The organism is uncultured Intestinimonas sp. (assembly GCF_944387725.1).
Classification (GTDB): domain Bacteria; phylum Bacillota; class Clostridia; order Oscillospirales; family Oscillospiraceae; genus Intestinimonas.
The window spans coordinates 1-24,332 of record NZ_CALXGA010000027.1; the positions used below are offsets into that span (position 1 = coordinate 1).

A 24,332-nucleotide genomic window follows, 5' to 3' on the forward strand; every position below is an offset into this window, starting at 1 on the left:
GTCCCGGGGCGGGATGATGTTCTTCAGCTCCACCCGGTTGACCTTGATGCCCCAGGGGTCGGTGGCCTCGTCCAGGACGGAGCGCATCTGGGTGTTGATGTGGTCCCGGCTGGTGAGAGACTGGTCCAGCTCCAGCTCGCCGATGATGTTCCGCAGGGTGGTGGCCGTCAGGTTCTCGATGGCGCTCATGGGGTGCTCCACCCCGTAGGTGTAGAGCTTGGGGTCGGTGATCTGGAAGTAGATAACCGTGTCGATCTGCATGGTGACGTTGTCCTTGGTGATGACGGGCTGAGGGGCGAAGTCCACCACCTGCTCCTTGAGGGAGACCACCTTGGCCACCTTTTCGATGAAGGGGATCTTGAAGTGAATGCCCACGCCCCACACGGCCTGGAAGGCCCCCAGGCGCTCCACCACATAGGCCTTGGACTGCTGCACCACCTTGATGTTGGCGGCCAGGATCAGGATGACCAGGACAAAGAGCACGATAGGCACCAGCATTCCGCTGATCGTTGCCAGAAGTTCCATTGCTTTGACCTCCTCAAAATACTCTGGTTATGGTTGAGATGGACCGGCACTTCACCAAGTTGGAAGTTGCAGATTGGATTTCAAGCGAAATTTTCGCGGAACAAGACGGAGGACGCCGGTGGGCTGACGCCCACCAAGGACGATAACGAGGTTACGCGGAAATTCCGCCGAAAGACAAATGCTAGTTTCTGGCTTGGTGGAGTACTAGGGCTTGTTTGAAAATTGGCGATGCGTCCGGCAGCGAGGGATTTTGGGCCGCTGGCAAGCAATTTTTTTCGCAGGAATCCTGGCGGATTTCAAGGAAAAATTGCGCCGTCCAGGGGACAAAAGACCCGCCGGTTGGGCATGTTGACATGTTTCAAACAAGCCCTAGAGCCGAAAGTCCTCACCGCCGGGGACAGCGGCGGCCTCCTGGGCCGGAGAGACGATGACCTTGACCCCCTCGATACGCAGGACCCGCACCCGGCTGCCCGCCGGGATGGGGGCCTCCTCCTGGCTCCGGGCCGTCCACACCGCCCCGGAGATGCTGACCTGGCCCTCCCCCTTGAGGTTGTCAATGGTCTGGGTGACCACGGCCTCCTGACCGATGACCCGGTCGGCGTTGGTGGGCTCCTTCCGGTCGTTGATGTACCGCTGAGCCAAGGGGCGCACCAGCAGCAGGGTGACAAAGGACACCGCCAGGAACAGGATCACCTGCACCAGGGTGCCGGCCCCCAGGGAGGCGGCGATCAGGGCCGCCAGGGCCCCCACGGCAAACCAGATGGAGGTGAGCCCCACCGTCACCGCCTCCAGCACGCCGAAGAGCACCATGGCGATGAGCCAAAAGAAGCTCATATTCATCCGTATCCCTCCTTCCTTCTTTGGGATGGCTTCATTGTACCATATCCCAGGGCCTTTGGCCAGTAAAATCCGCGTAACAGCCGGCGGAAAAAGGCGGCCGCCTGTCACACTTGTCCCCGCTCATGCGCGGATCCAGCTATAATATTGGGCAGAACAGCCGGAAAAGGGAATTGCCAAGGGGCCCGGCCTCGGCTATAATGAGAACAGAAAGATGCCATAGAAAACAGCAAGCTGGAACTAGATTGGAGACGGAACATCTTGATGAGACAACTGGAGCTGACAGTCCCCACCCTCTTTGGCCTGGAGGCGCTGGCCGCCGGCGAGCTGCGGCGGATGGGGCTGGAGAACGTACATGCCGACAACGGCCGGGTCTACTGCGCCGCCGCCCCCGGCGACATCCCCCGGCTGAACCTCAACCTGCGCACCGGCGAGCGGGTACTCCTGCTTCTGGGGCGCTTCCCAGCCCGGGACTTTGACGCCCTCTTCGAGGGGGTCCGGGCCCTCCCCTGGGAGGACTTCATCCCCCGGGACGGGGCCTTTCCGGTGAAGGGCCACTGCCTCAGCTCCGTCCTCCACGCCGTCCCCGCCTGTCAGTCCATTGTGAAGAAGGCCGTGGCCGCCCGGCTGGGGGCCAGGTACGGCCTGGAGCGCCTGCCGGAGACCGGGGCCCTCTACCAGGTGCAGTTCTCCCTGTTCAAGGACACCGCCGCCCTGATGCTGGACACCACCGGGCCCGGCCTCTACAAGCGTGGCTACCGGGCGGAGGGGGTAGCTGCCCCCCTCCGGGAGACCCTGGCCGCCGCCATGGTGCTGCTGACCAAGTACCGGGGCCGGGACCCTCTCTGCGATCCCTTCTGCGGCTCGGGCACCATCCCCATCGAGGCCGCCCTCATCGCCAAAAACCGGGCCCCCGGCCTGGACCGCTCCTTCTCCGCCCAGAAATGGAGCTGGCTCCCCGACCGGGCCTGGATGGAGGCCGCCCAGGAGGCCCTGGACCGGGAGTACCAGGGGGACTACGACATCTGGGGCGGGGACATCGACCCCAGGGCCGTGGCCCTGGCCCGGGCCAACGCCGAAAAGGCGGGGGTGGAGGACCTAGTGCGCTTTCACGAGGCCGACGCCCGGACCTTCGCCCGGCGGGCGCCCTACGGGAGAATCGTCACCAATCCCCCCTACGGGGAGCGGATGCTGGAAAAGCGGGAGGCCGAGGCCCTCTACCGGGCCTTCGGGTCCGCCTTCCGGGCCCTTCCGCCGGGGTGGAGCCTGGCCCTCCTCTCCTCCCACTCCGGGTTCAAAGCGGCCTTCGGCGCACCCGCCCAGCGCAGGCGCAAGCTCTACAACGGGATGCTCAAATGCGACCTGTTTCTGTATGAAAAGCGAGGTGGTTCCCATGAAAAGAAGTAGGCGGGTCCTCCCGGCCCTGCTCCTGAGCCTGTCCCTCACCCTCTCCTCCGCCGGGGCCGCCGTCCTCCACGGCTATCGGGAGGGGCTGGCCAAGGCGGAGGAGGATGGCCTGTGGGGCTTCGCCGACGTCTCAGGGGCCATTGTGGTGCCCATCCAGTACCAGTCGGTACTGGACTTCACCCTGGGGACCGCCCTGGTCCAGACCGGGAACAAGCTGGGCCTCATCCGCCAGGACGGGACCTACCTCCTGGACCCGGAGTACGACACCCTGGAGAACCTGGGCTATGGCCTCTACCTGGCCCAGCAGGGGAATTCCTGGGGGGTGGTGAGCATCCTGGCCTTTCCCGGCGAGGACGGAGCCGCCACCCAGGCCTTCTTCCCCATCCAGTATGACACCGTCCGCATCGGGCAGATGGACGGGCTGGAGGTGCTTCTCCTCACCCAGGACGGGGTGGAGACGGTGACGCCCCTGGCCAGCCTCCCCCAGCTCATGGTGGAGCGGGACGTGCCCTCCGCCCGGTTTCCCCTCCTCAAGGGGCGGCTTCCCTCCTTCTCCGATGTGGAGGACCGGGACTGGTTCTCGGTGTGGGTGGACATCGCCTACAACCTCAGCCTGATGGAGGGGGTGGGGGGCGGCCGCTTCGCGCCGGACCAGACCCTCACCGTGGCCGAGGCCCTGAAGCTGGCCGCCTTCCTGGAGAGCCAGGCTACCGGGGACACCTTCCACCTCCAGAGCCTCTCCGGGACCCCCTGGTACCGCACCTGCGTGACCTACTGCGAGGCCAGGGGCATCATCACCCCCGGGGCGTTTCCCGACGTTCAGCGGCCCGTGACCCGGGCTGAGATGGCCGGCATCTTCGCCGCCACCTCCCTGGCCCGAAGCCTGCCGGAGCGCAACAGCCTCAGCCAGGTCCGGGCCAGCCTCCCGGATGTGTCCCCGGAGGACCCCGCCGCCGAGGCCATCTACAGCCTGTATGCCAAGGGCATTCTCAGCGGCACCGACGGGGCGCTGACCTTCGCGCCGGAGGCCCCTCTGACCCGGGCCGAGGCCGCCGCCATCGTCTCCCGCATGGCCCGGGCCGAACAGCGGGTGGACCTGTGGTAGCCCCCGCCGCCCCCCGCCGGGAAGCCCAGAAGGCGGCGCTGCCGGAGGGGTATTGGAAGGGCTGGAGGCAGCTTCGGAAGGCCCGGGGGCTCAGCCAGGAGGCCCTGGCCGGTGCCCTTGGCATCTCCTACAGCGCCTACCGCAGGTATGAGTCCGGGGAGCGGGACATGCCCCTCTCCATCGCCGTCCGGCTGGCCGATCTCTGCCAGGTCAGCCTGGACGAGCTGGTGGGGCGGGGAAGCTGACGCACCGTTCCCGGTGCGGTGTGGGCCCCGGCAGCCCCTCTGGACGCACACAGCGGACATCATCTTAAAAAAGGTGGACGCGCTGCCCCAGCTGAACTGGAAGGGGGTCCCTTACCTGTTCACGGAGGACTGACCCCGCAATACGCGCCGGAGCCCTTCCCCCACAAAGAGGGAGGGCTCCGCTGGCTATGCTCAGAAAATGCAAAGCTGTAAAGAAAAAGCCTGGAAATTCACCTCTTTTTCAAAAACAGCTTTGCATAATTTTAGTCCCAAATTGCAATAACAAGTTGAACACTTCCCGGTAGCAGGGGTTATGAGGCGGCGGTCATGCTGCGAAGACGGCGTCAAGGAACGACTCAAAGAGTTCTTCTGGAGTACGGTAGCCAAGTTTTTTGAGGCCTGCCGTTGAGTTCATCAGCAGCAGAGAGAACATCTTTATCACGATACTTCTCAAGGGACACGCCCTTTGGGAAGTAGGCCCGGAGCAGACCGTTGTGACGCTCGTTTTGGGGCCGCTCCCAGGAGGTGTACGGGTGGGCGAAGAACACTTCAGTGCCCCATTCCTCCACCTTTGCCAAGTCGGCAGACTCGCTGCCGTTGTCCACGGTAATGGTTTTAAAAACCTTGGAGGACCTGTCCCCAAACTCATCACGGAGGATTTGCATCGCCTCCATAACGGCCGGGCTGGTCTTGCTGCGGATGCGGAAAGCAAGGTAGTTCTCCGTCTTTTTCTCCAGCAGGGTGAGGATGACGGCCTCCCGGCCATTCCTCTTGCCAACCACGGTGTCACCTTCCCAATGGCCTTCCTCAACACGGAGGGCTGCCGCCGCTGGACGCTTGGAAATACTCTTTCCAAACACCCTTTTATTCTCGTGGTTCCAGTGTTTGGAAGTCTTGCGGCGCAAGGTATGCGGCAGTTCAATTGCCTGGATAGGGAGCAGGCCGGCCCACACCCAGTTGTAGAGGGTGCAGCTGCAAATCATCTCGGAAGGTTCAAACAGGTGGTGGAGTTTTGCGTAGCCGCAGCAGGCGTCCAGGGACCACTTGTGTTCTCATACCTGCTGGCTCACCCAGCGGATGAACCGGGTGCAGCGCACCACTTTCCTTCGTCGGTGGCAAGCCGCTCTGTTGGCCTTGTAGACCGCCTGTGCGTGCTTTGGCGAGTAGCCGGGCGGCCCCTCTCTCGCTCTTTCGTGGCGGTGTACCGCGCCTGAGCTCGTTTACAACGGTGGCCGGGGCACAGCCTATCATCCTGGCTATGGCACGGATACCGTATCCGAATGACCGCAGTACCTTGATTACCACGCTTTCTTCCAGGGTAGCCTCCTCATTCCGGCTCCCTGCGGGTAGAAGAAAGACTTCGCTGTCGGGGGAGACGAAGAGGACCGGCTCACCGTGGAGCCGGTCCTTCAGCCACCGGCCTTTCGGGGAGAAGGATTCGAGCCCTTGCTCTCCCAGACGGCGGGAGAGCTCTGTAAAATATGGATTCTGTTTCATGTTCTTTCCTCCAGTTCTTTGCGAAATGAAAGAGGGCGCTGGCTTTTGGACTTGTGCATCGTCCATAAAACCAGCACCCGATTTTCGTGCGAAAGATTCTTTTGCCTTAGCGCCCTTTTTCCCGCTGAAAAAGGGCGCCGGCTTGAAACCGCAGCCAACAGTCCCTCCACCTGGAGTTCAAACCCTGTCAGTCGCTCGGAATCCCTCCAAAATATCCATTCCTGTGAAGGCCCGATTTTGGGCATAGAAAAAGCCGAAACAGCTTGGAGCACTAGGCTTTCCGCCGTCGATATCCAAACTGTTTCGGCTTTCTGGAAGGGACGGTTAAAATCGATATTTCTTAATTTAATCGAGAAAAATGCCGCCCGCAGGGCGGCCCACCAACTGCGAGCCCAGCGCAGCGGGTCGCAGTTGGAAAGGAGGAGCAAGGGAGCGGGCGGATGACGTCTTTTTTGCCGCAGGCATAAAAAGACGTCGGAGCAAAGCGGACTTTGCTCCGACGTGGTGCGGCTGGCGGGAGTCGAACCCGCACGCCCATACGGACACAAGCACCTCAAGCTTGCCAGTCTACCAGTTCCAGCACAGCCGCGAAGCGCGGTCTCTTACAGACCGCTTATTTATTATAGTGGCCATGGGGCTATTTGTCAACTCATTTTTCATTTTCTCAGAAAAAACCCGGATCGCCGGGGACTGGCGTTGGTCACGCCCAGGCGGTGAGCGCCTCCACCAGCCCTACGGCCAGGGCCACCATGCGGTCGCAGTGGGGCTTTTTCTCCTCGCCGCGTTCCTTGGCCGCCCGCAGGAGGTCAGCGCAGTCCATGGCCCCGGCCTGCTCCCGGAACCGGCGCTGGAACTCCACCGCCGTCCGATCGCCGGCCTCCAGCAGTCCCAGGGCCATCAGTCCGCCGATGACCGCCCCGCAGACGGAGGCCCGGCGCATCCCGCCGCCGAACTGGGCCGCCGTCCGGAAGATGACCTCCCGGTCCAGCCCCAGGGACTCGGCGAAGGGAATTACCACCGCCTGACAGCAGTTGTAGTGGGGAGACGCCGTCCGCCGGAGCTCCATGGCCCGTTCCACATGATTCATCGTGCTCGCTTCCTTTCTTTCTCCCGCCCCCGGCGGACCCTTGTCAATTAAAACGGTCCGGGTCCTGGTCGAAGAGCCGGCGGACCCGATCCCCCAGGGGGGCGTGCTCCGGCCGGGAGAGGTCCGGGTCCGCCGCCAGCAGCGCGGCGGCGGCGGACTGGGCCTCCTTGAGGACCCGGGTGTCGGTGTTCAGGTCGGCCACCCGCAGGGCGGGCAGGCCGTGCTGCCGGTCCCCGAAGAAGTCCCCAGGGCCCCGGAGCTTCAGGTCCTCCTCGGCGATGCGGAAGCCGTCGCTGGTCTCGGTCAGGACCTTCAAACGGGCCCGGGTGTCGGGGCTGCGGTTTTCACTGATGAGGATGCACCAGGCCGGGTGCTCCCCCCGGCCCACCCGGCCCCGGAGCTGGTGGAGCTGGGAGAGGCCGTAGCGGTCGGCGTTCTCAATGACAATGAGGCTGGCGTTGGGCACATCCACCCCCACCTCAATGACAGTGGTGGACACCAAAAGGTCGGTCTCCCCGGCAGCAAAGGCGGCCATGGCGGCCTCCTTCTCCCGGGGCTTCAGCTTCCCGTGGACCAGTCCCACCCGCAGGTCGGGAAAGACCTCCTCCCGGAGAACCCGGGCGTACTCGTTCACCGCCTTCAAATCCCAGGCGCCCTCTGGGTTCTCCTCCACGGCGGGGCAGACCAGATAGACCTGCCGGCCCTCCTGCACCTGGGCCCGGACGAAGCCATAGAGCCGCTGGCGCTTGGATTCCCCGATGAGGAAGGTCTTCACCGGCTGGCGCCCGGGGGGGAGTTCGTCGATGATGGACACATCCAGGTCTCCGTAGAGGAGGAGGGCCAGGGTCCGGGGAATGGGGGTGGCCGACATCACCAGGACGTTGGGGGAAAAGCCCTCCTCCGGGGTAATGTCCAGCGGGTCCCCCGGCGTGTTCGCCTTGGCCGCGAAAGCGGCCCGCTGCTCCACGCCGAAGCGGTGCTGCTCGTCGGTGATGACCAGGCCCAGCCGCCGAAATTCCACCCCCTGGGACAGCAGGGCGTGGGTGCCCACCACCAAATGGAGGTCCCCGCTGCGGAGAGCGGCGAGGACCTCCCGCTTCTCCGCCGCCCGCATGGATCCGGTGAGCAGGCCCACTGCCATATGGGCGGGCTCCAGCAGCGCGGTGAGGGTGCGGAAGTGCTGCTGAGCCAGGAGCTCGGTGGGGGCCATCATGGCGCTCTGCCACCCGGCCTGGTGGGCCATCCAGGCGCAGGCGGCGGCCACCGCCGTCTTGCCGGAGCCCACATCCCCCTGGACCAGCCGGTTCATGGGCCGGGGGGCGCGCAGGTCGGCGGCGGCCTCCTCCACCGCCCGGCGCTGGGCGGCGGTGAGGGAGAAGGGCAGCAGGCCGTAAAAGCCCGCCGGGTCGGCCTCCGGCCAGACGGGCCCCGCCCCCCGGCTCCGGCGCTCCCGCAAAAGGCCCAGCCCCAGGGAGAGGTAGAAGAGCTCCTCAAAGGCGAAGCGCTGCCGGGCGGCGTCCAGGTCCTCCTCACTCCGGGGAAAGTGGATGGCCCGATAGCTCTCGGCCGCCCCCGCCAGATGATAGCGGGCTCGGAAGTCCTCCGGCAGGGGCTCCGCCACCGGGGGGAGCCCCGCCAGGGCCTCCTCTACCAGTCCCGCCAGAAAGTGGTTGGTAATCCCCGCCGTCAGAGGGTAGACCGGCATGATGCGCCCGGTGAACCGGGGCCGGCCGGCGGGCTCGAAGTGGGGATTGGTCATCTGGCGGTGGTTGCCCATCTGCTCCACCTTGCCGTAGAGGATATACGCCTCCCCCCGGTGGAGAGCCTGCCGGAGGTAGCCCTGGTTGAAAAAGCTCACCAGCATGGCGGCGGTGTGGTCGGCCACCTTCATCCGGGTGACGTCCAGGCCCCGGCGGATGTTCATGAGCCGGGGCTCCTCAGTGAGCAGGACCTCGATGCAGACCGGCCGGTCCAGGGGGGCCCCGGCGATGGTATACCGCTCCCGCCGGTCCTCGTAGCTCCGGGGGAAGTAGCCCGCCAGGTCCCCGGCGGTGTGGAGGCCCAGCCGGGCCAGGGCCTTGGCCCGGGCCTCCCCCACCCCGGGGAAGTCCCGCAGGGGGGTGCTCACGTCCAAGGGCCCGCCTCCTCCAGAAACTCCTCCCGGCGGTAGAGGGCGTTGAGCACCGGCAGCAGGGCGTTGGGACTCATGTGCTCGGGCAGATCCAGCCGCCGCAGGAGCGCCCCCCGCCGCCGGGCGGCATCGGGGCCCCCGGAGAGGCCCAAGGCGTAGAGGTCGGCCTTGGTGATGGGCTCCCTGGCGGCGGGGTCAGGTTCCTCTCCCAGGAAGGTGGCTCCCGCCCGGCGGAGGGCCTCCTCCAGCACCGCCGGGGACATCCCCTCCACCCCCAGCTTGCCCTCCTTACCCGGGGTGCGCTTGCGCCGCTCCTTGCCGGAGACATCGGGGATGTAGGCGTGCTTCACCCGGTCCGGGGGGAGGGCCCCCTTGAGGTGGTTCCGAATGAGAAAGCCCGCCCCGTCGGAGTCGGTGAGAACGATGAGCCCCCGCCCCTCCGCCAGGCGGCGCAGGAGGGCCAGAAGCTCGTCGTTGTGAAAGACGGCGAAGCCAGAGGTCTCTAAAATCACTGTGTCCACCACTTGGGACAGGGTATTCTTGTCATAGCGGCCCTCCACCACAATGGCCTCTTGGATGCGAAGCATGGACGCCCCTCTCCTCATAGCAGATTTTGGTTCTCCCCGTCCACCGCCTCGATGAGGACCCCGTGGTCAAAGACCGCCAGGGTCCCCGGCGGGAAGGGCAGCAGGGCCAGGCCCTGGGGGCAGATGTCCAGGAGCTGGTAGGTGTAGAGCCGGGTATAGTCCTTGGGCTCCTCGCTGCGGGGCTCCCCCAGGGTCCCCAGGTACCAGCCGGAGTCCGGCGAGCGGGCGGGGGTCAGGCGCTGGAGGTAGACCAGAGGAGCCTGGAGGGCGCTCCAGCGGACCACCATGGTGTCCTGGAAGGAGACGTCCACCACCGGGGGCCGCCCCGCCCGCCGCAGGGCGGACATCTGGCCCTGGAAGACCTCCAGGGCCTGGGAGAGGTCCGCAGTGGCGTCGCAGAAGGGGTTTTTCCGGTAGTCCGGAGACAGGAGCTCCAGGCCCCCCTCGTTTTCCGCCACCCGAAAGAAGTTCCAGCCCAGCTGAATCAGATTCCCCGGCGTCAGGATAGGGGCCCGGGCCGCCTCCTTCCGGAGGACCGAGGCCAGGAAATCCGCCGCCCCGGCCTCCTCCTCCCCGCAGGTGAGGGTCACCCGCTGCCCGTCAATCTCATAGGTGCGTCTCATGCCGCCTCTCTCCTTTTCCTGTTATGCAATGCCCGGCTTGGGCGGGCGGTTGGCCAGCTCCAGCAGCAGGCTGGTGAGGAGCTCCTCCTCACCGGCGCCGGACTGGGACTTCATGGCCAGGTCGGTGCGGGCGGCGGCCAGGACGGCGAAGCGGCACCAGGCCAGGTCAAACCGCCGGGCGGCGTCCAGGAGCTTCCGGGCCGGATAGTCCGACTTCATGCCCCACAGCTCCACCAGATAGCCGGCCCCCTTCCTGGCCTCCAGGGCCAGCCGGGCGGAGTAGAGCTGCCGGAGCTGCCGCCCCAGCACCGACAGGAGCTTGATGGGGGGCTCCCCCATGCGAAGGAGGTCGGCCAGAACAGAGAAGGCCTGGTCGAAGCGCCCGGCGGTGATGGCGTCGGTGAGCTGGAAGACCACCGCGTCCAGCTGGGGGGCGGCCACGGCGTCGATGTCCTCCCGGGTCACCGCCCGGTGTTTGGCGTAGGCCCCGATCTTGCCGATCTCCGAGACGAGGCCGTTCATCAGGTCCCCGCACTGGAAGATGAGGTAGCGGGCCAGCTCCGCGTCGATGTCGTGGTCCAGGGCCCGGAAGCGGCGGCGAATCCAGTCCACCAGGTCCCCCTGGTCCTGGCGGGTGAACTTGATGACGGAGCCGCTGCGCTTGAGGGCGGCGGCCAGCTTGGTCCGGGCGTCTGGCTTATAGGCGATGAGGTCGTAGACAAAGACCAGGCAAACATACTCCGGCAGGTCGTCGAAGAGGCCGGCCAGGGCCTCCCGGTCCGGGGCCGGGGCCTTGAAGAGGTCGTAGTCGGACACCAGCACCATGGTCCGCTGGCTCATCATGGGCAGGCAGTCCACCGCCTGCCCCAGGGCTTTGGGTCCGCACTCTTTGGCCGGGAGGGTGTGGAGGTTGAAGGCTTCCGGCCCCCCGGAGAGGAGGGCCTTCTTCATCTCCCCCAGATAGAAGTCCCGCAGGTAGGTCTCCTCCCCGTGGAAGACGTAGAGCCGCCCCAGGGTTCCGGCCTTCAGGTCCCGCTTGAGCTGTTTCAGCGCCGCAGCGTCCGCGGCGGAGGTTTTGGCGGCCATGGGCCCGCCTCCTTTACAATCCTAGGGCTTGTTTGAAAATTGGCGATGTGTCCGGCAGCGAGGGATTTTGGGCCGCCGGCAAGCAATTTTTTCGCAGGAATCCTGGCGGATTTCAAGGTAAAATTGCGCCGTCCGGGGGGCAAAAGCCCCGCTGATTGGGCATGTTGACATTTTTCAAACAAGCCCTAGGATGTCCCCCGTACCGTGACGGTGAGATTGCCCTGCTGGTCGGTGCGGTAGATGTCACAGCCCGCCGCCGCCAGCCGCCCCAGGGTCTCGGGGGCGGGGTGGCCGTAGGTGTTGTAGCCGCAGGAGATCACGGCCGCCTCCGGCGTCACCGTCTCCAGCAGGAGCTGGGAGGCAGCCGAGCGGGAGCCGTGGTGCCCCACCACCAGCAGGTCGATGTCGGGGAGATTGCCGTACTTCACCAGCCGGGCCTCGATGTCCTCCCCCATGTCCCCTGTGAGGAGGGCAGAGAAGCCCGCCCCCTGGAAGAGAACGCTCAGGCCCGCCTCGTTGGCGTCCCCGGCCCCCAGAGGGGCGTAGAGGGTCAGCTCCGCCGGGCCGAAGGAGAGCCGCTGGTCGTCGGAGACAAACCACACCTGGACCCCGTGGTCCTCCGCCGCCGCCAGGAGCTCCTGCCGGAGGGCGTCCTCCCGGTCCACGTCGGGGACGGCCAGGGCCGAGACCTCCATGCGCGCCAAGAGCTCCAGCACCCCGTTAGCGTGGTCGGCGTGATAGTGGGTGAGGATGAGCAAATCCACCCGGTCCACCCCCACGGTGCCCAGGTAGTCGGCGGCCAGGTCCCCGGCGTTGCGCCGGGCGCTGCCGCCGCAGTCCACCAGGGCCACCCGGTCCCCCGCCCGGAGGGCCACGCACTGGCCCTGGCCCACGTCCAGGGCGGTGAGGGTCACAGGCCCCATGCGGTAGGCCGCGTGGTGGAGGACCAGGGCGGCGGAGATCACCACCGCCGAGCAGCACAGGGGCACCAGGGGCCGTTTAGACCCCCGGATGGAGAGAAAGCACAGCCACAGCAGGTAGAGCGCCGCGGCGCCCCCCAGGAGGTAGGGCCCGTCGATGGCCAGGGCGGCGAAGGGGACCCGGGAGAGGCTCCGGGCCAGGAAGAGCACCAGCCGGGGGAGGAAGGCCAGGAGGTTCCCCAGGAGCTGGGCCGGCCCCGGCAGCACCAGAGCCAGCAGGGCCGCCGCCAGCCCGGCCTGGAAGGTGAGCTGGACCAGGAAGAGACACAGCAGGTTGGCCGCCGGGGCGACCAGGGAGACGGTGCCGAAGTACCAGGCCCCCAGGGGCAGGGTGAAGGCGGTGGCCCCCACAGTGGTCCCCAGGGAGACCGCCGCCCCCCGGAGGAGCCCCAGCAGCCGGGGCCGGAGCCCCTTCCCCCGGCCCGCCTTTGGGAGATGGGCGGTGAGGGCCCCGCTGATCCGGCCGGAGAAGGCCAGGATGCCCGCCACCGAGGCGAAGGAGAGCTGGAGCCCCACGCTCTGGCAGGCGAAGGGGTTCTGCATCAGCAGGACCATCAGGGCGAAGGACAGGCTGGTGGGGGAATCGCTCTCCCGGTCCAGCAGGGGCCCCAGGAGCACCAGGGCGTTCATGATGGCCGAGCGGATGACCGAGGGGGTGCAGCCGGTGACCAGGACGTAGACCGCCATCACCGGCAGGGCCAGCAGGGCCGCCCGCCGGCGGTAACGGCTCCCGGCCAGGGCCACGGCCAGCTGGGCCAGAAAGCCGATGTGGAGCCCCGACACCGCCACCGCATGGGCAAGGCCCGTCCGCTGGAGGGCGGCGTATTCCGTCTCAGTGAGGCCGTCCTTGTTCCCCGTCAGCAGGGCAGTGACCAGCCCCGCCGCGTCCGCCGGGAAGGCCGAGGCCGCCGCCTCCTCCAGGGCCCTGGCCCAGTGGGCGGGGATATCCCACAGGGGGATGCGCTCCGGCCGGACCACCTCCGCCGCCCCCTGGGCGTAGGCCAGCAGATAGATGCCCTGGGCGGTGTAGTCCCCCGAAAGCTGGCCCCGGACCACCTCGGAGGTCCGGCAGGCGGCGGTGGCGGAAATCTGGTCTCCAGGGACGGCCTCCAGCAGCTCCGGCTCCCCGTAGAGCCGGGCCAGAAAGGCCGGGCCGGATGCCGGCTCCACCCGGACGTCCACCGCCGCGCCGTAGGCCGTCTCATAGGGCCAGCCGGCCACGGCGCCGGTGAGGCCGGCGTAGGTCCCCGCCAAGGCCCTGGCCGGGGCCAGGAACAGGACGCCGTACCCCCAGCTCCACAGCAGGCCGGCTGCCGCCCCGGCGCACACCAGGGCGCAGCGCAGCCGCCGGTCCTCCCGCCGCCGGAGGGCGGGAACGGCCAGCAGGGCCAGGAGGGGAAGAGCCCCATAGGCCCAGGCAAAGACCGCCGCCGAGAAGGAGGCGGCAAAAGCGGCCAGCTTACGCATGGGGCGGGGAGGGGTTGTCGGTCCGGCCCAGGAGGTAGTCGGTGCTGGTCTGATAATAGTCGGCCAGGGCTATCACCGCCCAGGTGGGAATCTCCCGGATGCCCTTTTCGTAGCGGCGGTAGACTTCGGGGCGCATGTTCAGCACCGCCGCCACCTCTTTTTGTTTCAGGTCCCGGTCCACACGCATGTCCGCAAGACGTCTGAAAAACATATAATCACCTTATTAACACTACCATTTGGTAGGTTGCCCTAGGTGATTCGGGACCATACGGTAGTATTTTACCAGACCTTTACCGTCTGTGCAAGCGGGAAGGCACGGTTGAAAGGATACCCGTCCCTTTCTAACTTTTTTCTAACATCTGGCCGCGGGGGGCCAAAACGACAGGTTTTGCCAAGGTCTTCCGTTTACAAAGAACGGGGGGTGTGGTAGGATTACTCTTGATTTTACCCAATCACACCGCGTTCTTTCTGGAGGCACAATATGAAACGATTCGGCATCCGCGCCACGGCTCTGGCCCTGGCCGTCCTCATTGGCCTCTCCCCTGCGGCCTCCGCCTCGGCGGCCCTGGGCGACGAGCTACATAGCGGCATCGTAGAACTGGCCCCCGGCGCCGGCCTGGTCCAGCAGATCTTCTGGAGCAACTCCCGCTCGGACCTGCGCCGGGAAAATTACCTGGTCTACTCCCCCGCCGACGGGGTCTACCCCGCAGTGGTCTACGGCGACCAGATTCTCAGCCGCCAGGACCTCTCCTCCATGGCCCGGTCCCTGGAGGCCCGGGGGCTCCGGGTGCTGGGGGGGATCAACGGGGACTTCTTCGACCTCTCCACCGGCAACGCCCTGGGGATCATCATCAGCGACGGGGTTCTGCGCACCACCTCCGGGGGCTTCCATGCCATCGGCTTCCTGGAGGACGGCACCGCCTTTATCGACCAGCCCAGCATCTCGGTCACCGCCACCTTCAGCGGGGCCACCATGCGGGTCACCGACGTGAACAAGACCCGCACCGCCGCCGACGGCGCCCACGAGGGGGGGCTCTACCTCTATACAGACGAGTATAGCCGGGTCACCCAGCACACCTCCCCCGGCTATGACGTCATCCTCACCCCGGTGACCGACGGCCTGGGCTCCATTGTGGACGTGGATCTGGAGGTCACCGGCCCGGAGGGGGACCCCGCCGCCGGAGAGTCCCCCCAGGACGGGGGGGAAGAGCCCGCAGCCGGGGAGGAAAACCCGGAGGAGGCCCCGGACTCCGGCGAGGATGGGGATTCGGACAGGGACCGGCCTGCCGGTGCGGAGGAAGCCCCGGATGGGGATCAGGGCTCCGGCGAGGATGAGGCCCAGGACGGGGATCAGCCCGCCGGTGCGGACGAAGCCCCGGACAGGGGCCAAAATGCCGCCGGGGGCCGGGACACCCAGGCCGCCAGCTCCCAGGACCTGGAGGACCTGGATCCTGCAGCCGGGGACACCCAGGAGACGGAGGCGGTCACCGGCGCCCTGACGGTCACCAACCATCTGCGGGTGGGGGGGCGTCTGGTCTGCACCGTGGACCAGGTGCTGGCCTCCACCGGCTCCATTGAGATCCCCGCTGGGAAGCTGGTGCTCACCGTCAACCAGAACAACAACGAATGGCTCCTGAGCCAGATCCAGAGCCTGCGGACCGGGGACCAGGTGACCATCGACGTCACCACCTCCGACGCCCGCTGGGAGGACGTGGTCACTGCCATCGGCGGCTTCTATAAAATCGTCACAGACGGCCAGCCGGGCCCCGACGCCGACAGCACCGCCAACCCCCGCACCGCCATCGGCATCCGCGCCGACGGCAGCGTGGTCTTCTACACCATTGACGGCCGCCAGTCCGGCTACAGCGTGGGGGCTTCCCTGACCCAGGTGGCCCAGCGGCTCATCGAGCTGGGCTGCGTGGAGGCCATCGGCCTGGACGGCGGCGGCTCCACCACCATCGGCGCCACCCTCCCCGGGGAGACGTCCATGTCCATCCTGAACCAGCCCTCCGACGGCTCCCTGCGGAGGGTGACCAACGCCATTTTCCTGGTCTCCAGCCTGGCGCCCACCGGAGAGCTTGACCACTACTTTATCACCCCCTATTCCTCCTTGGTGCTCTCGGGGGCCCAGGTGGCCCTCACCGCCACGCCTGTGGACACCAACGGCTTCACCTTCTCCCAGAATGAGACCATCCTCTGGTCTATCCAGGACGGGGACGGGGTGGTGAGCGTGGACGGCGTCTTCACCGCCGGCCGTGAGAGCGGCGCCACCCGGGTCACCGCCTCCTCCAGCGGAGGGGAGGGCTCTGCCTCCTTCACCGTGGTCCAGACCCCCGACGCCATCACCGTCGCCAACCAGGAGACCGGCGCTCCGGTGCCCGCCCTGGCCCTGGACCCTCAGGACACCGTGGACCTCACCGCCAGCGCCGTCTGGAAGAATATGGCCCTGACCTCCCAGGATACCTGTTACACCTGGAGCGCCGATGAAGCCATCGGCACGGTGGATGCAAACGGCCTTTTCACCGCCTCCGGCACCAGCGGCAGCGGGAACCTCACGGTCTCCGCCGGGGGCAGAAGCGTCACCATTCCGGTCACCGTGGCCGGACACATCCAGGAGCTGGAGTCCTTTGAGGGGGCCGAGCTCACCTCCTTCACCGGCACCGAAACCGCCGTGGTGAGCCTGGAGACCTCCGCCGACCGGGTGCGCTACGGCTGGCAGTCCCTCCGGCTGGACTACCAGGCCGGAACCACCGGCTCCGCCGCTGTGGGGGCCGCTCTGACCTTCTCGGAGGGGGACAGCTGCCTGGCCCTGTGGGTCTACGGCGACGGCTCCGGCAACACCCTCACCGCCACCGTCGCCGACGCCGCCGGAACGGCCTCCGAGGTGGTCCTGGGGGCCCTGGACTTCACCGGCTGGCAGCGCCTGGCCGTCCTTCTGCCGGAGAACGCCGCCGCCCTCACCGGCCTGAACGTCGTCTATGGCGGCGGAGAGCAGACCGTGGGCACGATTTACCTGGACCAGATCACCACCGGCACCGAGCTGTCCGGGGATGAGACGCCCCCCACCATCACCGTCAGCGTGGAAAATGGGGTCCTCACCGCCTATGTCTCCGACAACATGGACACCAGCTTCGCCCAGTCCGCCGTCACCCTGACCTGGGACGGCCAGGAGGTGGAGTTTACCTGGGACGAGAGCGCCGGGACCCTGACCTGGACCCTCCCCGCCCACGGCGGGAAGCTCCACCGGGCCACCGTCACCGCTGTGGACCAGAGCGGTAACCGGGGCCGCGCCTCGGTGGACGTGACCCCCACCGCCGAGGGGGAGGCCCTGGCCCAGAACCCCTTTCTGGACATGACCGGCCACTGGGCCAGTGCCTACACCACCTACCTCTATGACAGCGGCGTGGTCCAGGGGGTGGCCGCCCAGGGCGGCTTCCTCTTCCAGCCCGACCAGAACATCACCCGGGGGGAGTTTGCCCTGATGGTGGCCCGCTGGATGGGCCTGGACCTCTCCGCCTACGCCGGGGTGGAACTCCCCTTCGCCGACCTGGACACCATCCCCGCCTGGTGCCTGGACGCCATGAAGGCCATGTATGCCGAGGGCATCCTCCAGGGCAGCCTGGATAACGGCGTCCTCATGGGCCGGGCCACCGCCTCCATCAGCCGCGCCGAGGCCATGACTATCCTGGGCCGCATCCAGGGCCAGGGCTACCTCCGGGCAGACCTGAGCTTCACCGACGCCGGCCAGGTGGCCGCCTGGGCCCTGCCCTATGTGGAGTCCCTGGTGGGCCAGGGCATCATCTCCGGCTATGACAACCTCCTGCGCCCCAACGACTCCGTCACCCGGGGCGAGGTGGCCAAGATGCTCTACTCCATGCTGTAACCGCCTGCCGCGCCGTCCCCTCTGGGGGCGGCGCGTTTTTGTTGATGTTCGCCCGCCGGACCGGAACCATTTCCCGGCTATTTCGTCCAAAGGGATAGGGAACATCATCCAAGCCGCGAAATTTTGTGAAATGGAGGTCCTGAATATGAAGAGACTGCTTGCGATGCTGCTCAGCGCCGCCCTGCTGGCCGGGGCGGCCCTCCCCGCCCTGGGCGCGGAGGAGGCGTCCGCCGATGCCCGGCTGGCCCAGGTGACCCAGACGGTGAAGGAGCGGCTGGAGCTGGACACCGAGGGCTACGACTCCTTCTACGGGGAGAGCTGGCAGCAGGGTTCGGCCACCGTCTGGAGCCTGGAGTGGTCGGGGGCCGGGGACGCCCTCTCGGTGCAGGCCCTGGAGGACGGCACCGTGGTGTCCTACTCCCGCACGGACCCGGCGGAGGGAACCGCCCCCTGGAGCGCCGGGGCACTCCCGGCCTTCCCTCAGGGGGATCCGGAGGCTGCGGCCAGCGCCGCCGGGGCCTTTCTGGCGCTGGCCCTGGACCCCGCCCTGGAGACCGTCCGGCTGGAGGCCCCCGCCGGGGAGCGGCTGGGGGCGGAGAGCTTCCGCTTCTCCGGGACCATTCTGCTCTACGGCCTCCCCTCGCCCCTGTCCTACAGCCTAACCGTCCGGGCCTCGGACAACCAGGTGACCCGCTTTACCCGGGACGCCCTGGAGACGCTGTACCCCTCCTGCCTGGGCGGGGTCCCCGGGCCGGAGGCCGCCGTCTCCGCCGCCCAGGCGGAGGCCCTCCTCCAGGACACCCTCTCCCTGCGGCTGGAGTACGTCCTGCCTGAGGCGGAGAGCACCCAGGCCGTCCTCCGCTACCTGCCGGACCGGGTCCACGCGTACTATGTGGACGCCAAGACCGGAACCCTGGTGGACCTCACCGCCCTGGAGGAGGCGCTGTACCGAGAGACAACTGGTGAAGGCGCTGCCCCCGAGGCCCCCGCCGGGGAGATCAGCGTCACCTCCGGCGCCCTGACCCAGGCCGAGCAGGAGGGGATTCAGCGGCTGGAGGGGGTCCGGTCCAGCGGCGCCCTGGACGCCGCCCTCCGGGAGACGCCGGAGTACGGCCTGGGGGCCTATACCCTGGCCTCCGCCCTCTATCAGCTCTCCGACCCCGCCGACCCGGAGAGCCAGGTCCTCTGCCGCCTGACCTACAGCCGCGCCGGTGGGGAAAACGTATATCGCCGGACCTTCATCGTGGACGCCCGCACCGGGGAGGTCCAAAGTCTCTCCTCCTCCGCCCCCTGGGACGAGGAGCGGGTCCCCGCCCTGACGGTGGAGGAGGCCCAGGCCCGGGCCGGGGCCTTCCTGGCGTCCTTCTGCGGGGACCGCGCCGCCCGCCTGTCCCTCTACGACGCCACAAACAACACGGCGGAGGGGGCCCCCTCCTACACCTTCACCTTCGCCCGGCGGGAAAACGGCATCTTCTTCCCGGCGGACGCCTACACTGTGGGCATCGACGCCGCCGACGGCTCGGTGAGCGCCCTGAACTTTCAGTACCACGAGGGGGTGGACTTCCAGAGTCCCGAGGGCATTGTGGACGCCGGGGCCGCCCTGGATGCCTGGATGGGGACCTACGACGTGACCCTGGGCTATCTCCTGGTCCCCCAGCCCCTGGAGGCGGGGGACCCCGACCAGGCCCGGCTGATCCAGATGGGCCTCACCCACTGCAATACCCTGGCGCTGGGCTTTGCCCTGGAGCGCCGGGAGGGGAGTTGGCTGGGGGTGGACGCCCACACTGGGGAGGCCCTCCGGCAGGAGAGCGCCGGGAACGGCCCGGCCTATGACGACCTGGAGGGCCACTGGGCCCAGGCGCAGATCGAGAAGCTGGCCCAGTACGGCGTGGGCTACGCCTCCTCCCGCTTCCATCCGGATCAGGCCCTGACCCAGGCCGGGCTGGTCTGCCTGCTGGCCAGCACCCAGGGCTGGCTCCTGCTGGACCCGGAGGCCGCTGAGGCGGAGGAACTGGACAGCGCCTACGCCGCCGCCTATGGCATGGGAGCCCTGACGGCCCGGGAGCGGGAGGACGCGGCCATCCTGACCCGGAGCGACGTGGTGCGGATGCTGCTGGACGCCGCCGGGTACGGCAGCGCAGCCCGGCTGGAGGGCATCTTCACCTGCGCCTACACCGACCGGGCGGACATCCCGGCGGACGAGCTGGGCTATGCCGCCCTGGCCCAGGCCCTGGGGCTGGCCCAGGGGGTCTACGCCGGAGCGCGCACGGCCACCCGGGCCGAGGCCGCCGTGATGCTCTGCCGCCTGCTGGAGGGCTGACCGGCGCACCCCCTGCCGGCCCATTTCCCAGGGCGGCGCCGCACAAAGAGCGCCAGACGGCGTTGCACCCCGTCTGCCGGCGCACAATCTTTGTGCGGCGCCGCCCTTCTTCCCGGTTTCCCTCTTGTTTTGTGGGAAATTTATGATATACTATTGGGGCGTTTCCCGCGCCGCCTCCGGCGGAGATTTTCAGATCGCAAAAGGAGCTCGCTATGATTACAGTGACCGACCTGGGCTTACAGTACAGCGGCCAGGCCCTCTTCTCCCATGTGGATTTGCAGTTTGTCAAGGGCAACTGCTACGGCATCATCGGCGCCAACGGCGCGGGGAAGTCCACCTTCTTAAAAATTCTCTCCGGGGACTTAGAGCCCACCTCCGGGGAGGTCTCCATTCTGCCCAACACCCGCATGTCGGTGCTCAAGCAGGACCAGAACGCCTACGACGCCTACACCGTCATGGACACCGTCATCATGGGCAACCAGCGCCTCTACGACATCGGCAAGGAGAAGGAGGCCCTCTACGCCAAGGAGGAGATGACCGAGGAGGACGGCATCCGGGCCTGCGAGCTGGAGGAGGAGTATGCCGAGCTGGGGGGCTGGGAGTCGGAGTCCGACGCCAGCCGTATCCTCCAGGGCCTGGGCATCCCCGTGTCCATGCACCAGGACGCGATGGCCAACCTGGACGGCCGGCTGAAGGTAAAGGTCCTTCTGGCCCAGGCCCTCTTCGGCAGTCCCGACATTCTGATGATGGACGAGCCCACCAACAACCTGGACATCAACGCCGTCAACTGGCTGGAGGACTTTCTGCTGGACTTCGAGGGCACTGTCATCGTGGTCAGCCACGACCGGCACTTCCTCAACACCATCTGCACTCACATCGTGGACATCGACTACAACAAGATCAAGATGTATGTGGGCAACTACGACTTCTGGTACGAGTCCTCCCAGCTGGTGCAGCAGCTCATCAAGAACCAGAACAAGAAGAACGAGGAGAAGATCCGGGAGCTCCAGGAGTTCATCTCCCGCTTTTCCGCCAACAAGTCCAAGAGCAAGCAGGCCACCGCCCGGCGCAAGCTCCTGGACAAGCTCACCGTGGAGGAGCTGCCCGCCTCCTCCCGGCGCTACCCCTGGGTGTCCTTCTCCCCCGCCCGGGAGGTGGGCAAGGACATTCTCTTTGTCACCGAGGTGAGCAAGACCGTGGACGGGGTGAAGCTGCTGGACAAGGTGAGCTTCACCGTGGAGCACGGGGACAAGATCGCCTTTGTGGGGGAGAACGAGAACGCCCACACCGCCCTCTTCAAAATCCTCACCGGGGAGTGGGAGCCCGACGAGGGCGCCGTCAAGTGGGGCCAGACCGCCACCTTCTCCTACTTCCCCAAGGACAACACCGAGTACTTCAAGGACAACGACGACAACCTGGTGGAGTGGCTGCGGCAGTTCTCCGAGGACAAGCACGAGGCCTACCTCCGAGGCTTCCTGGGCCGGATGCTCTTCTCCGGGGACGACGTCTACAAGCAGGTCAAGGTCCTCTCCGGCGGGGAGAAGGTCCGGTGTATGCTCTCCCGGATGATGCTCTCCGGGGCCAACGTGCTCCTGCTGGACCAGCCCACCAACCACCTGGACCTGGAGTCCATCGCCGCCGTCAACAACGGACTGGAGGCGGTGAAGTGCAACGTGCTCTTCTCCACCCACGACCACCAGATGATCCAGACCGTGGCCAACCGCATCTTTGACTTCACCCCCGAGGGGAAGCTCATCGACCGGAAAATGACCTACGACGAGTACCTGGAGCGGCTGGCCCAGGAGGGGGCTTAAGTCACTCCCGCCACAGCTCGCATCCAAGCTCCAGGCCCAGCCGGAAGCCCCGGGCGAAGTCCTGCGCTTCGTAGAAGCCAATCAGGTCGTAGAGGGCCTTGACGAAGTCCTCCAGGAACTCCGGGGATATGGCCGCCTCAAGCTTGTCCCGGCAGAGTTGAAATGCCTCCGCCGCCGCGTGCTCCTCCGGCGTCCATGCCGTGGGCTGGCTGGCTTCCTCTAACAGATGCAGGACAGGTTCCAAAATGATTCCTCCATTACGCATTTTTTTTGCGTTATCATGGTACAAATGAAACATACGTTTACCAAAGGGGGATTCCATGGTTTCCTTTTTGTGATATACTGAACTGTTCGGGAAACGTCCGGGACTGCCGCAGCCCCTTGCGTCCAGGGCCGGAGGACCGGTTTCCCCACCTTCTATATGCTCTATCCGAGCATATTATATATGCTCGATTTGCTCGTGTCAAGAGGTGATTTCATGACTCCGTTTCCCCAGCGGCTCCGGGAGGTGCGCACCCTCCGGGGAAAAAAGCTGAAGGAAGCCGCCGCCTGTCTGGAGATTCAGGTCCGTTCCTATCAGGCCTATGAACGCGGGGAACGGGAGCCGGGCATTCCGGCGCTCATCACTCTGGCGGATTTTTTTAATGTCTCCCTGGACTATCTTCTGGGCCGGGCTGACACGGACCCCAATGTGTGATATACTATAAAGATGCCTGTAACCTGGAGGGACCACCCTCCCATTTCGGCCAAGTGAGGTCTTGCCCATATGCGAAACAAATTTGCCCTCCCCCTGACCGTCCTGCTGGGCGGGGCCGCCGGATTCCTCCTGCGGCGGTGGGAACTCGCCTCGGCCTTCGAGGCGGACACCGGCCTGCCCGTCTCCGGGGCGCCGGCCACCCTGGCCCTCATCGGCCTCTCGGCGGCAGTCTTTCTGACCCTGGCCCTTCTCTGCCGGGGCACCGGACGGGGCTTCCAGGGGAGCTATGACGATGCCTTCCAGGCCCGGAACGACATCCTCTATCTCACAAGCATGGTGGCCGCCGCCTTTCTGCTGGCGGGCGCCGGTGTGCTGCTGCTGGCCCAGGCGGTGGGCGTCCTCTCCGATGCCCTGGCCGCCTCCGCCGGCGTGGACCTGCTCCTGTCCGATGTCCTACAGATTGCGCTCTCCGTGGGCCGGGAGCTGCTGCTGGCCGTCCTGGCCCTGGCCTCCGCCGTCTCCCTCCTCCGGCTGGGGAAGAACAACTACAAGGGGGAGGGGAAGGGGGAGCGCAGCGGCTGCCTCCTGGTCCCGGCCTATACCGCCTGTGTCTGGCTCATTACCTCCTACCTGGACCACAGCGGGGACCCCATTGTGCTCGACTACGTCTACCAGCTCTTCGCCGCGGTGGCCTCGGTGCTGGGGTGCTACTTCCTGGCCGGCTTCGGGTTTAAGCGGCCCAAGGGCTTCCCCGCCGCCCTCTTCTCCCTGACGGCCATGTATTTCTGCCTGGTGACCCTGGCGGACCGGCATACCCTGCCGGAGCTGCTGCTCTACGCCGGCTATTTTCTCTACTTCGCCGCCTCCGCCCTGGCCCTGCTCCGCAGCCCGGCCCGGCCCCTGGGGCCGCGAATGCCCGGCGGGAAGCGCCTGGCCCGCACCGAAGCGGAAGAACATTTGAATCAGGAGGAGACCCCGGATGAAGGATAAATTTTATATCACCACCCCCATCTACTACCCCTCGGACAAGCTCCACATCGGCCACACCTACTGCACTGTGGCCACCGACACCATCGCCCGCTACCACCGGCTGCGGGGGGAGGACGTGATGTTCCTCACCGGCACCGACGAGCACGGCCAGAAGATCGAGACCAAGGCCAAGGAGGCCGGCGTCACCCCCAAGCAGTTTGTAGACAACATTGTGGAGGGCCCCCGGGGGGTGAAGGATCTGTGGAAGCTGATGAACATCTCCAGCGACCGCTTCATCCGCACCACCGACGACTACCATGTCGCGGCCATCCAGAGGATTTTCCGGCGGATGCACGACAATGGGGACATCTACAAGGGCGCCTACCGGGGCAAGTACTGCACCCCCTGCGAGTCCTTCTGGACCGAGAGCCAGCTGGTGGACGGCAAGTGCCCCGACTGCGGCCAGGTGGTCACCGACGCCCAGGAGGAGGCCTACTTCTTCCGCCTGAGCAAGTACGCCGGTAAAATCCGGGATCTGCTGGAGCACACCGACTTCCTCCAGCCCCGGAGCCGGGTCAACGAGATGGTGAAGAACTTCCTGGACCCCGGCCTGGAGGACCTGTGCGTCTCCCGGACCAGCTTCACCTGGGGCGTCCCGGTGGACTTCGACCCCGGCCATGTGGTGTATGTGTGGGTGGACGCCCTCTCCAACTACATCACCGCCCTGGGCTATGAGAACGACCGCTACCACGACTACGCCCACTATTGGCCCGCCGACGTCCACATCGTGGGCAAGGAGATCGTCCGCTTCCACGCCATCATCTGGCCCGCCATGCTCATGAGCCTGGGGGAGCCCCTGCCCAAGCACGTCTTCGGCCACGGCTGGCTGCTGCTGGACGGCGGCAAGATGTCCAAGAGCAAGGGCAACGTGGTGGACCCCTATGTCCTGGCGGAGAAGTTCGGGGTGGACGCCCTGCGCTTCTTCCTCATGCGGACCTTCCCCTTCGGCTCCGACGGCAGCTTCTCCAACGAGGCCCTGATCCAGACCATCAACACCGACCTGGCCAACGAC

21 protein-coding genes and 1 tRNA gene are annotated in these 24,332 nt (G+C 66.5%); 9 read left to right on the forward strand and 13 right to left on the reverse strand.

Features of this window, described 5'->3' with window-relative positions:
* Window positions 1-525: paraslipin (locus Q0K09_RS05635; RefSeq protein WP_294473995.1), on the reverse strand; the 525-nt coding region annotated here is incomplete at its 3' end.
* Window positions 526-894: 369 nt separating this feature from the next.
* A complete protein-coding gene (locus Q0K09_RS05640) occupies window positions 895-1,365 on the reverse strand; it encodes an NfeD family protein (RefSeq protein ID WP_294473999.1) in 471 nt (156 codons plus the stop codon).
* 261 nt (window positions 1,366-1,626) lie between these two features.
* On the opposite strand from Q0K09_RS05640, the gene Q0K09_RS05645 reads away from it, so the two are divergent.
* The 3 genes from Q0K09_RS05645 to Q0K09_RS05655 are packed head-to-tail and all read left to right on the forward strand — an operon-like array spanning window position 1,627 to window position 4,119.
* On the forward strand, window positions 1,627-2,769 hold the full coding sequence (locus tag Q0K09_RS05645; protein ID WP_294474048.1) for a class I SAM-dependent RNA methyltransferase: 1,143 nt from the start codon (window positions 1,627-1,629) through the stop codon (window positions 2,767-2,769).
* Entirely contained in the window at window positions 2,756-3,874 is a 1,119-nt protein-coding gene (locus Q0K09_RS05650) for an S-layer homology domain-containing protein (RefSeq protein WP_294474002.1), read from the forward strand. Before Q0K09_RS05645 ends, Q0K09_RS05650 begins: the two co-directional genes overlap by 14 nt.
* Window positions 3,868-4,119 (forward strand): helix-turn-helix transcriptional regulator, encoded by a 252-nt coding sequence (locus Q0K09_RS05655; RefSeq protein WP_294474005.1) that lies wholly within the window; start codon window positions 3,868-3,870, stop codon window positions 4,117-4,119. Before Q0K09_RS05650 ends, Q0K09_RS05655 begins: the two co-directional genes overlap by 7 nt.
* Before the next feature lie 356 nt (window positions 4,120-4,475).
* Here Q0K09_RS05655 and Q0K09_RS05660 read toward each other — a convergent pair whose 3' ends face one another.
* From Q0K09_RS05660 to Q0K09_RS05700, 10 genes are all read right to left on the reverse strand, one after another.
* Complete coding sequence (locus Q0K09_RS05660) at window positions 4,476-5,156, reverse strand: IS30 family transposase (RefSeq protein ID WP_294474051.1); 681 nt, start codon at window positions 5,154-5,156, stop codon at window positions 4,476-4,478.
* Window positions 5,113-5,682: a helix-turn-helix domain-containing protein gene (locus Q0K09_RS10755; protein WP_365931573.1), complete on the reverse strand. Its 570-nt coding sequence runs from the start codon at window positions 5,680-5,682 to the stop codon at window positions 5,113-5,115. The genes Q0K09_RS05660 and Q0K09_RS10755 overlap by 44 nt, the downstream gene beginning before the upstream one ends.
* 436 nt (window positions 5,683-6,118) lie before the next feature.
* A tRNA-Leu gene (locus tag Q0K09_RS05665) sits at window positions 6,119-6,205 on the reverse strand.
* A 111-nt stretch (window positions 6,206-6,316) separates the two neighbouring features.
* Window positions 6,317-6,703 (reverse strand): C-GCAxxG-C-C family protein, encoded by a 387-nt coding sequence (locus tag Q0K09_RS05670; protein WP_294474007.1) that lies wholly within the window; start codon window positions 6,701-6,703, stop codon window positions 6,317-6,319.
* A 43-nt stretch (window positions 6,704-6,746) separates the two neighbouring features.
* Window positions 6,747-8,831 carry an ATP-dependent DNA helicase RecG gene (gene recG, locus Q0K09_RS05675; protein ID WP_365931583.1) on the reverse strand — a complete coding sequence of 695 codons (2,085 nt, stop codon included), beginning with the start codon at window positions 8,829-8,831 and terminating at the stop codon, window positions 6,747-6,749.
* Window positions 8,828-9,421 (reverse strand): DUF4093 domain-containing protein, encoded by a 594-nt coding sequence (locus Q0K09_RS05680; RefSeq protein WP_294474012.1) that lies wholly within the window; start codon window positions 9,419-9,421, stop codon window positions 8,828-8,830. Before Q0K09_RS05680 ends, recG begins: the two co-directional genes overlap by 4 nt.
* 14 nt (window positions 9,422-9,435) lie before the next feature.
* Window positions 9,436-10,044, reverse strand: a complete 609-nt coding sequence (locus tag Q0K09_RS05685) for a hypothetical protein (RefSeq protein WP_294474015.1) — start codon at window positions 10,042-10,044, stop codon at window positions 9,436-9,438.
* A 21-nt stretch (window positions 10,045-10,065) separates the two neighbouring features.
* A complete protein-coding gene (gene holA / locus Q0K09_RS05690) occupies window positions 10,066-11,130 on the reverse strand; it encodes a DNA polymerase III subunit delta (RefSeq protein ID WP_294474019.1) in 1,065 nt (354 codons plus the stop codon).
* Between the two features lie 185 nt (window positions 11,131-11,315).
* Window positions 11,316-13,577 (reverse strand): DNA internalization-related competence protein ComEC/Rec2, encoded by a 2,262-nt coding sequence (locus Q0K09_RS05695; RefSeq protein WP_294474022.1) that lies wholly within the window; start codon window positions 13,575-13,577, stop codon window positions 11,316-11,318.
* The gene (locus Q0K09_RS05700) at window positions 13,570-13,788 is read right to left on the reverse strand and encodes a helix-turn-helix transcriptional regulator (protein ID WP_294474025.1); all 219 of its coding nucleotides are present in this window, start codon (window positions 13,786-13,788) and stop codon (window positions 13,570-13,572) included. The genes Q0K09_RS05695 and Q0K09_RS05700 overlap by 8 nt, the downstream gene beginning before the upstream one ends.
* Before the next feature lie 270 nt (window positions 13,789-14,058).
* Between Q0K09_RS05700 and Q0K09_RS05705 the strand changes: the two genes are divergently transcribed.
* From Q0K09_RS05705 to Q0K09_RS05715, 3 genes are all read left to right on the forward strand, one after another.
* The gene (locus tag Q0K09_RS05705; RefSeq protein WP_294474027.1) at window positions 14,059-17,460 is read left to right on the forward strand and encodes a phosphodiester glycosidase family protein; all 3,402 of its coding nucleotides are present in this window, start codon (window positions 14,059-14,061) and stop codon (window positions 17,458-17,460) included.
* Window positions 17,461-17,605: 145 nt separating this feature from the next.
* The gene (locus Q0K09_RS05710; RefSeq protein WP_294474030.1) at window positions 17,606-19,780 is read left to right on the forward strand and encodes an S-layer homology domain-containing protein; all 2,175 of its coding nucleotides are present in this window, start codon (window positions 17,606-17,608) and stop codon (window positions 19,778-19,780) included.
* Between the two features lie 212 nt (window positions 19,781-19,992).
* Entirely contained in the window at window positions 19,993-21,594 is a 1,602-nt protein-coding gene (locus Q0K09_RS05715; protein ID WP_294474034.1) for an ATP-binding cassette domain-containing protein, read from the forward strand.
* Window position 21,595: 1 nt separating this feature from the next.
* Here Q0K09_RS05715 and Q0K09_RS05720 read toward each other — a convergent pair whose 3' ends face one another.
* Window positions 21,596-21,838 carry a hypothetical protein gene (locus Q0K09_RS05720; protein ID WP_294474035.1) on the reverse strand — a complete coding sequence of 81 codons (243 nt, stop codon included), beginning with the start codon at window positions 21,836-21,838 and terminating at the stop codon, window positions 21,596-21,598.
* Window positions 21,839-22,072: 234 nt separating this feature from the next.
* Between Q0K09_RS05720 and Q0K09_RS05725 the strand changes: the two genes are divergently transcribed.
* The 3 genes from Q0K09_RS05725 to metG all read left to right on the forward strand — a co-directional run.
* Window positions 22,073-22,291, forward strand: coding sequence for a helix-turn-helix transcriptional regulator (locus Q0K09_RS05725; protein WP_294474038.1), 219 nt, complete (start codon window positions 22,073-22,075; stop codon window positions 22,289-22,291).
* A 69-nt stretch (window positions 22,292-22,360) separates the two neighbouring features.
* Complete coding sequence (locus Q0K09_RS05730) at window positions 22,361-23,281, forward strand: hypothetical protein (protein ID WP_294474041.1); 921 nt, start codon at window positions 22,361-22,363, stop codon at window positions 23,279-23,281.
* Window positions 23,271-24,332: methionine--tRNA ligase (gene metG / locus Q0K09_RS05735; protein ID WP_294474043.1), on the forward strand; the 1,062-nt coding region annotated here is incomplete at its 3' end. The genes Q0K09_RS05730 and metG, both read left to right, overlap by 11 nt.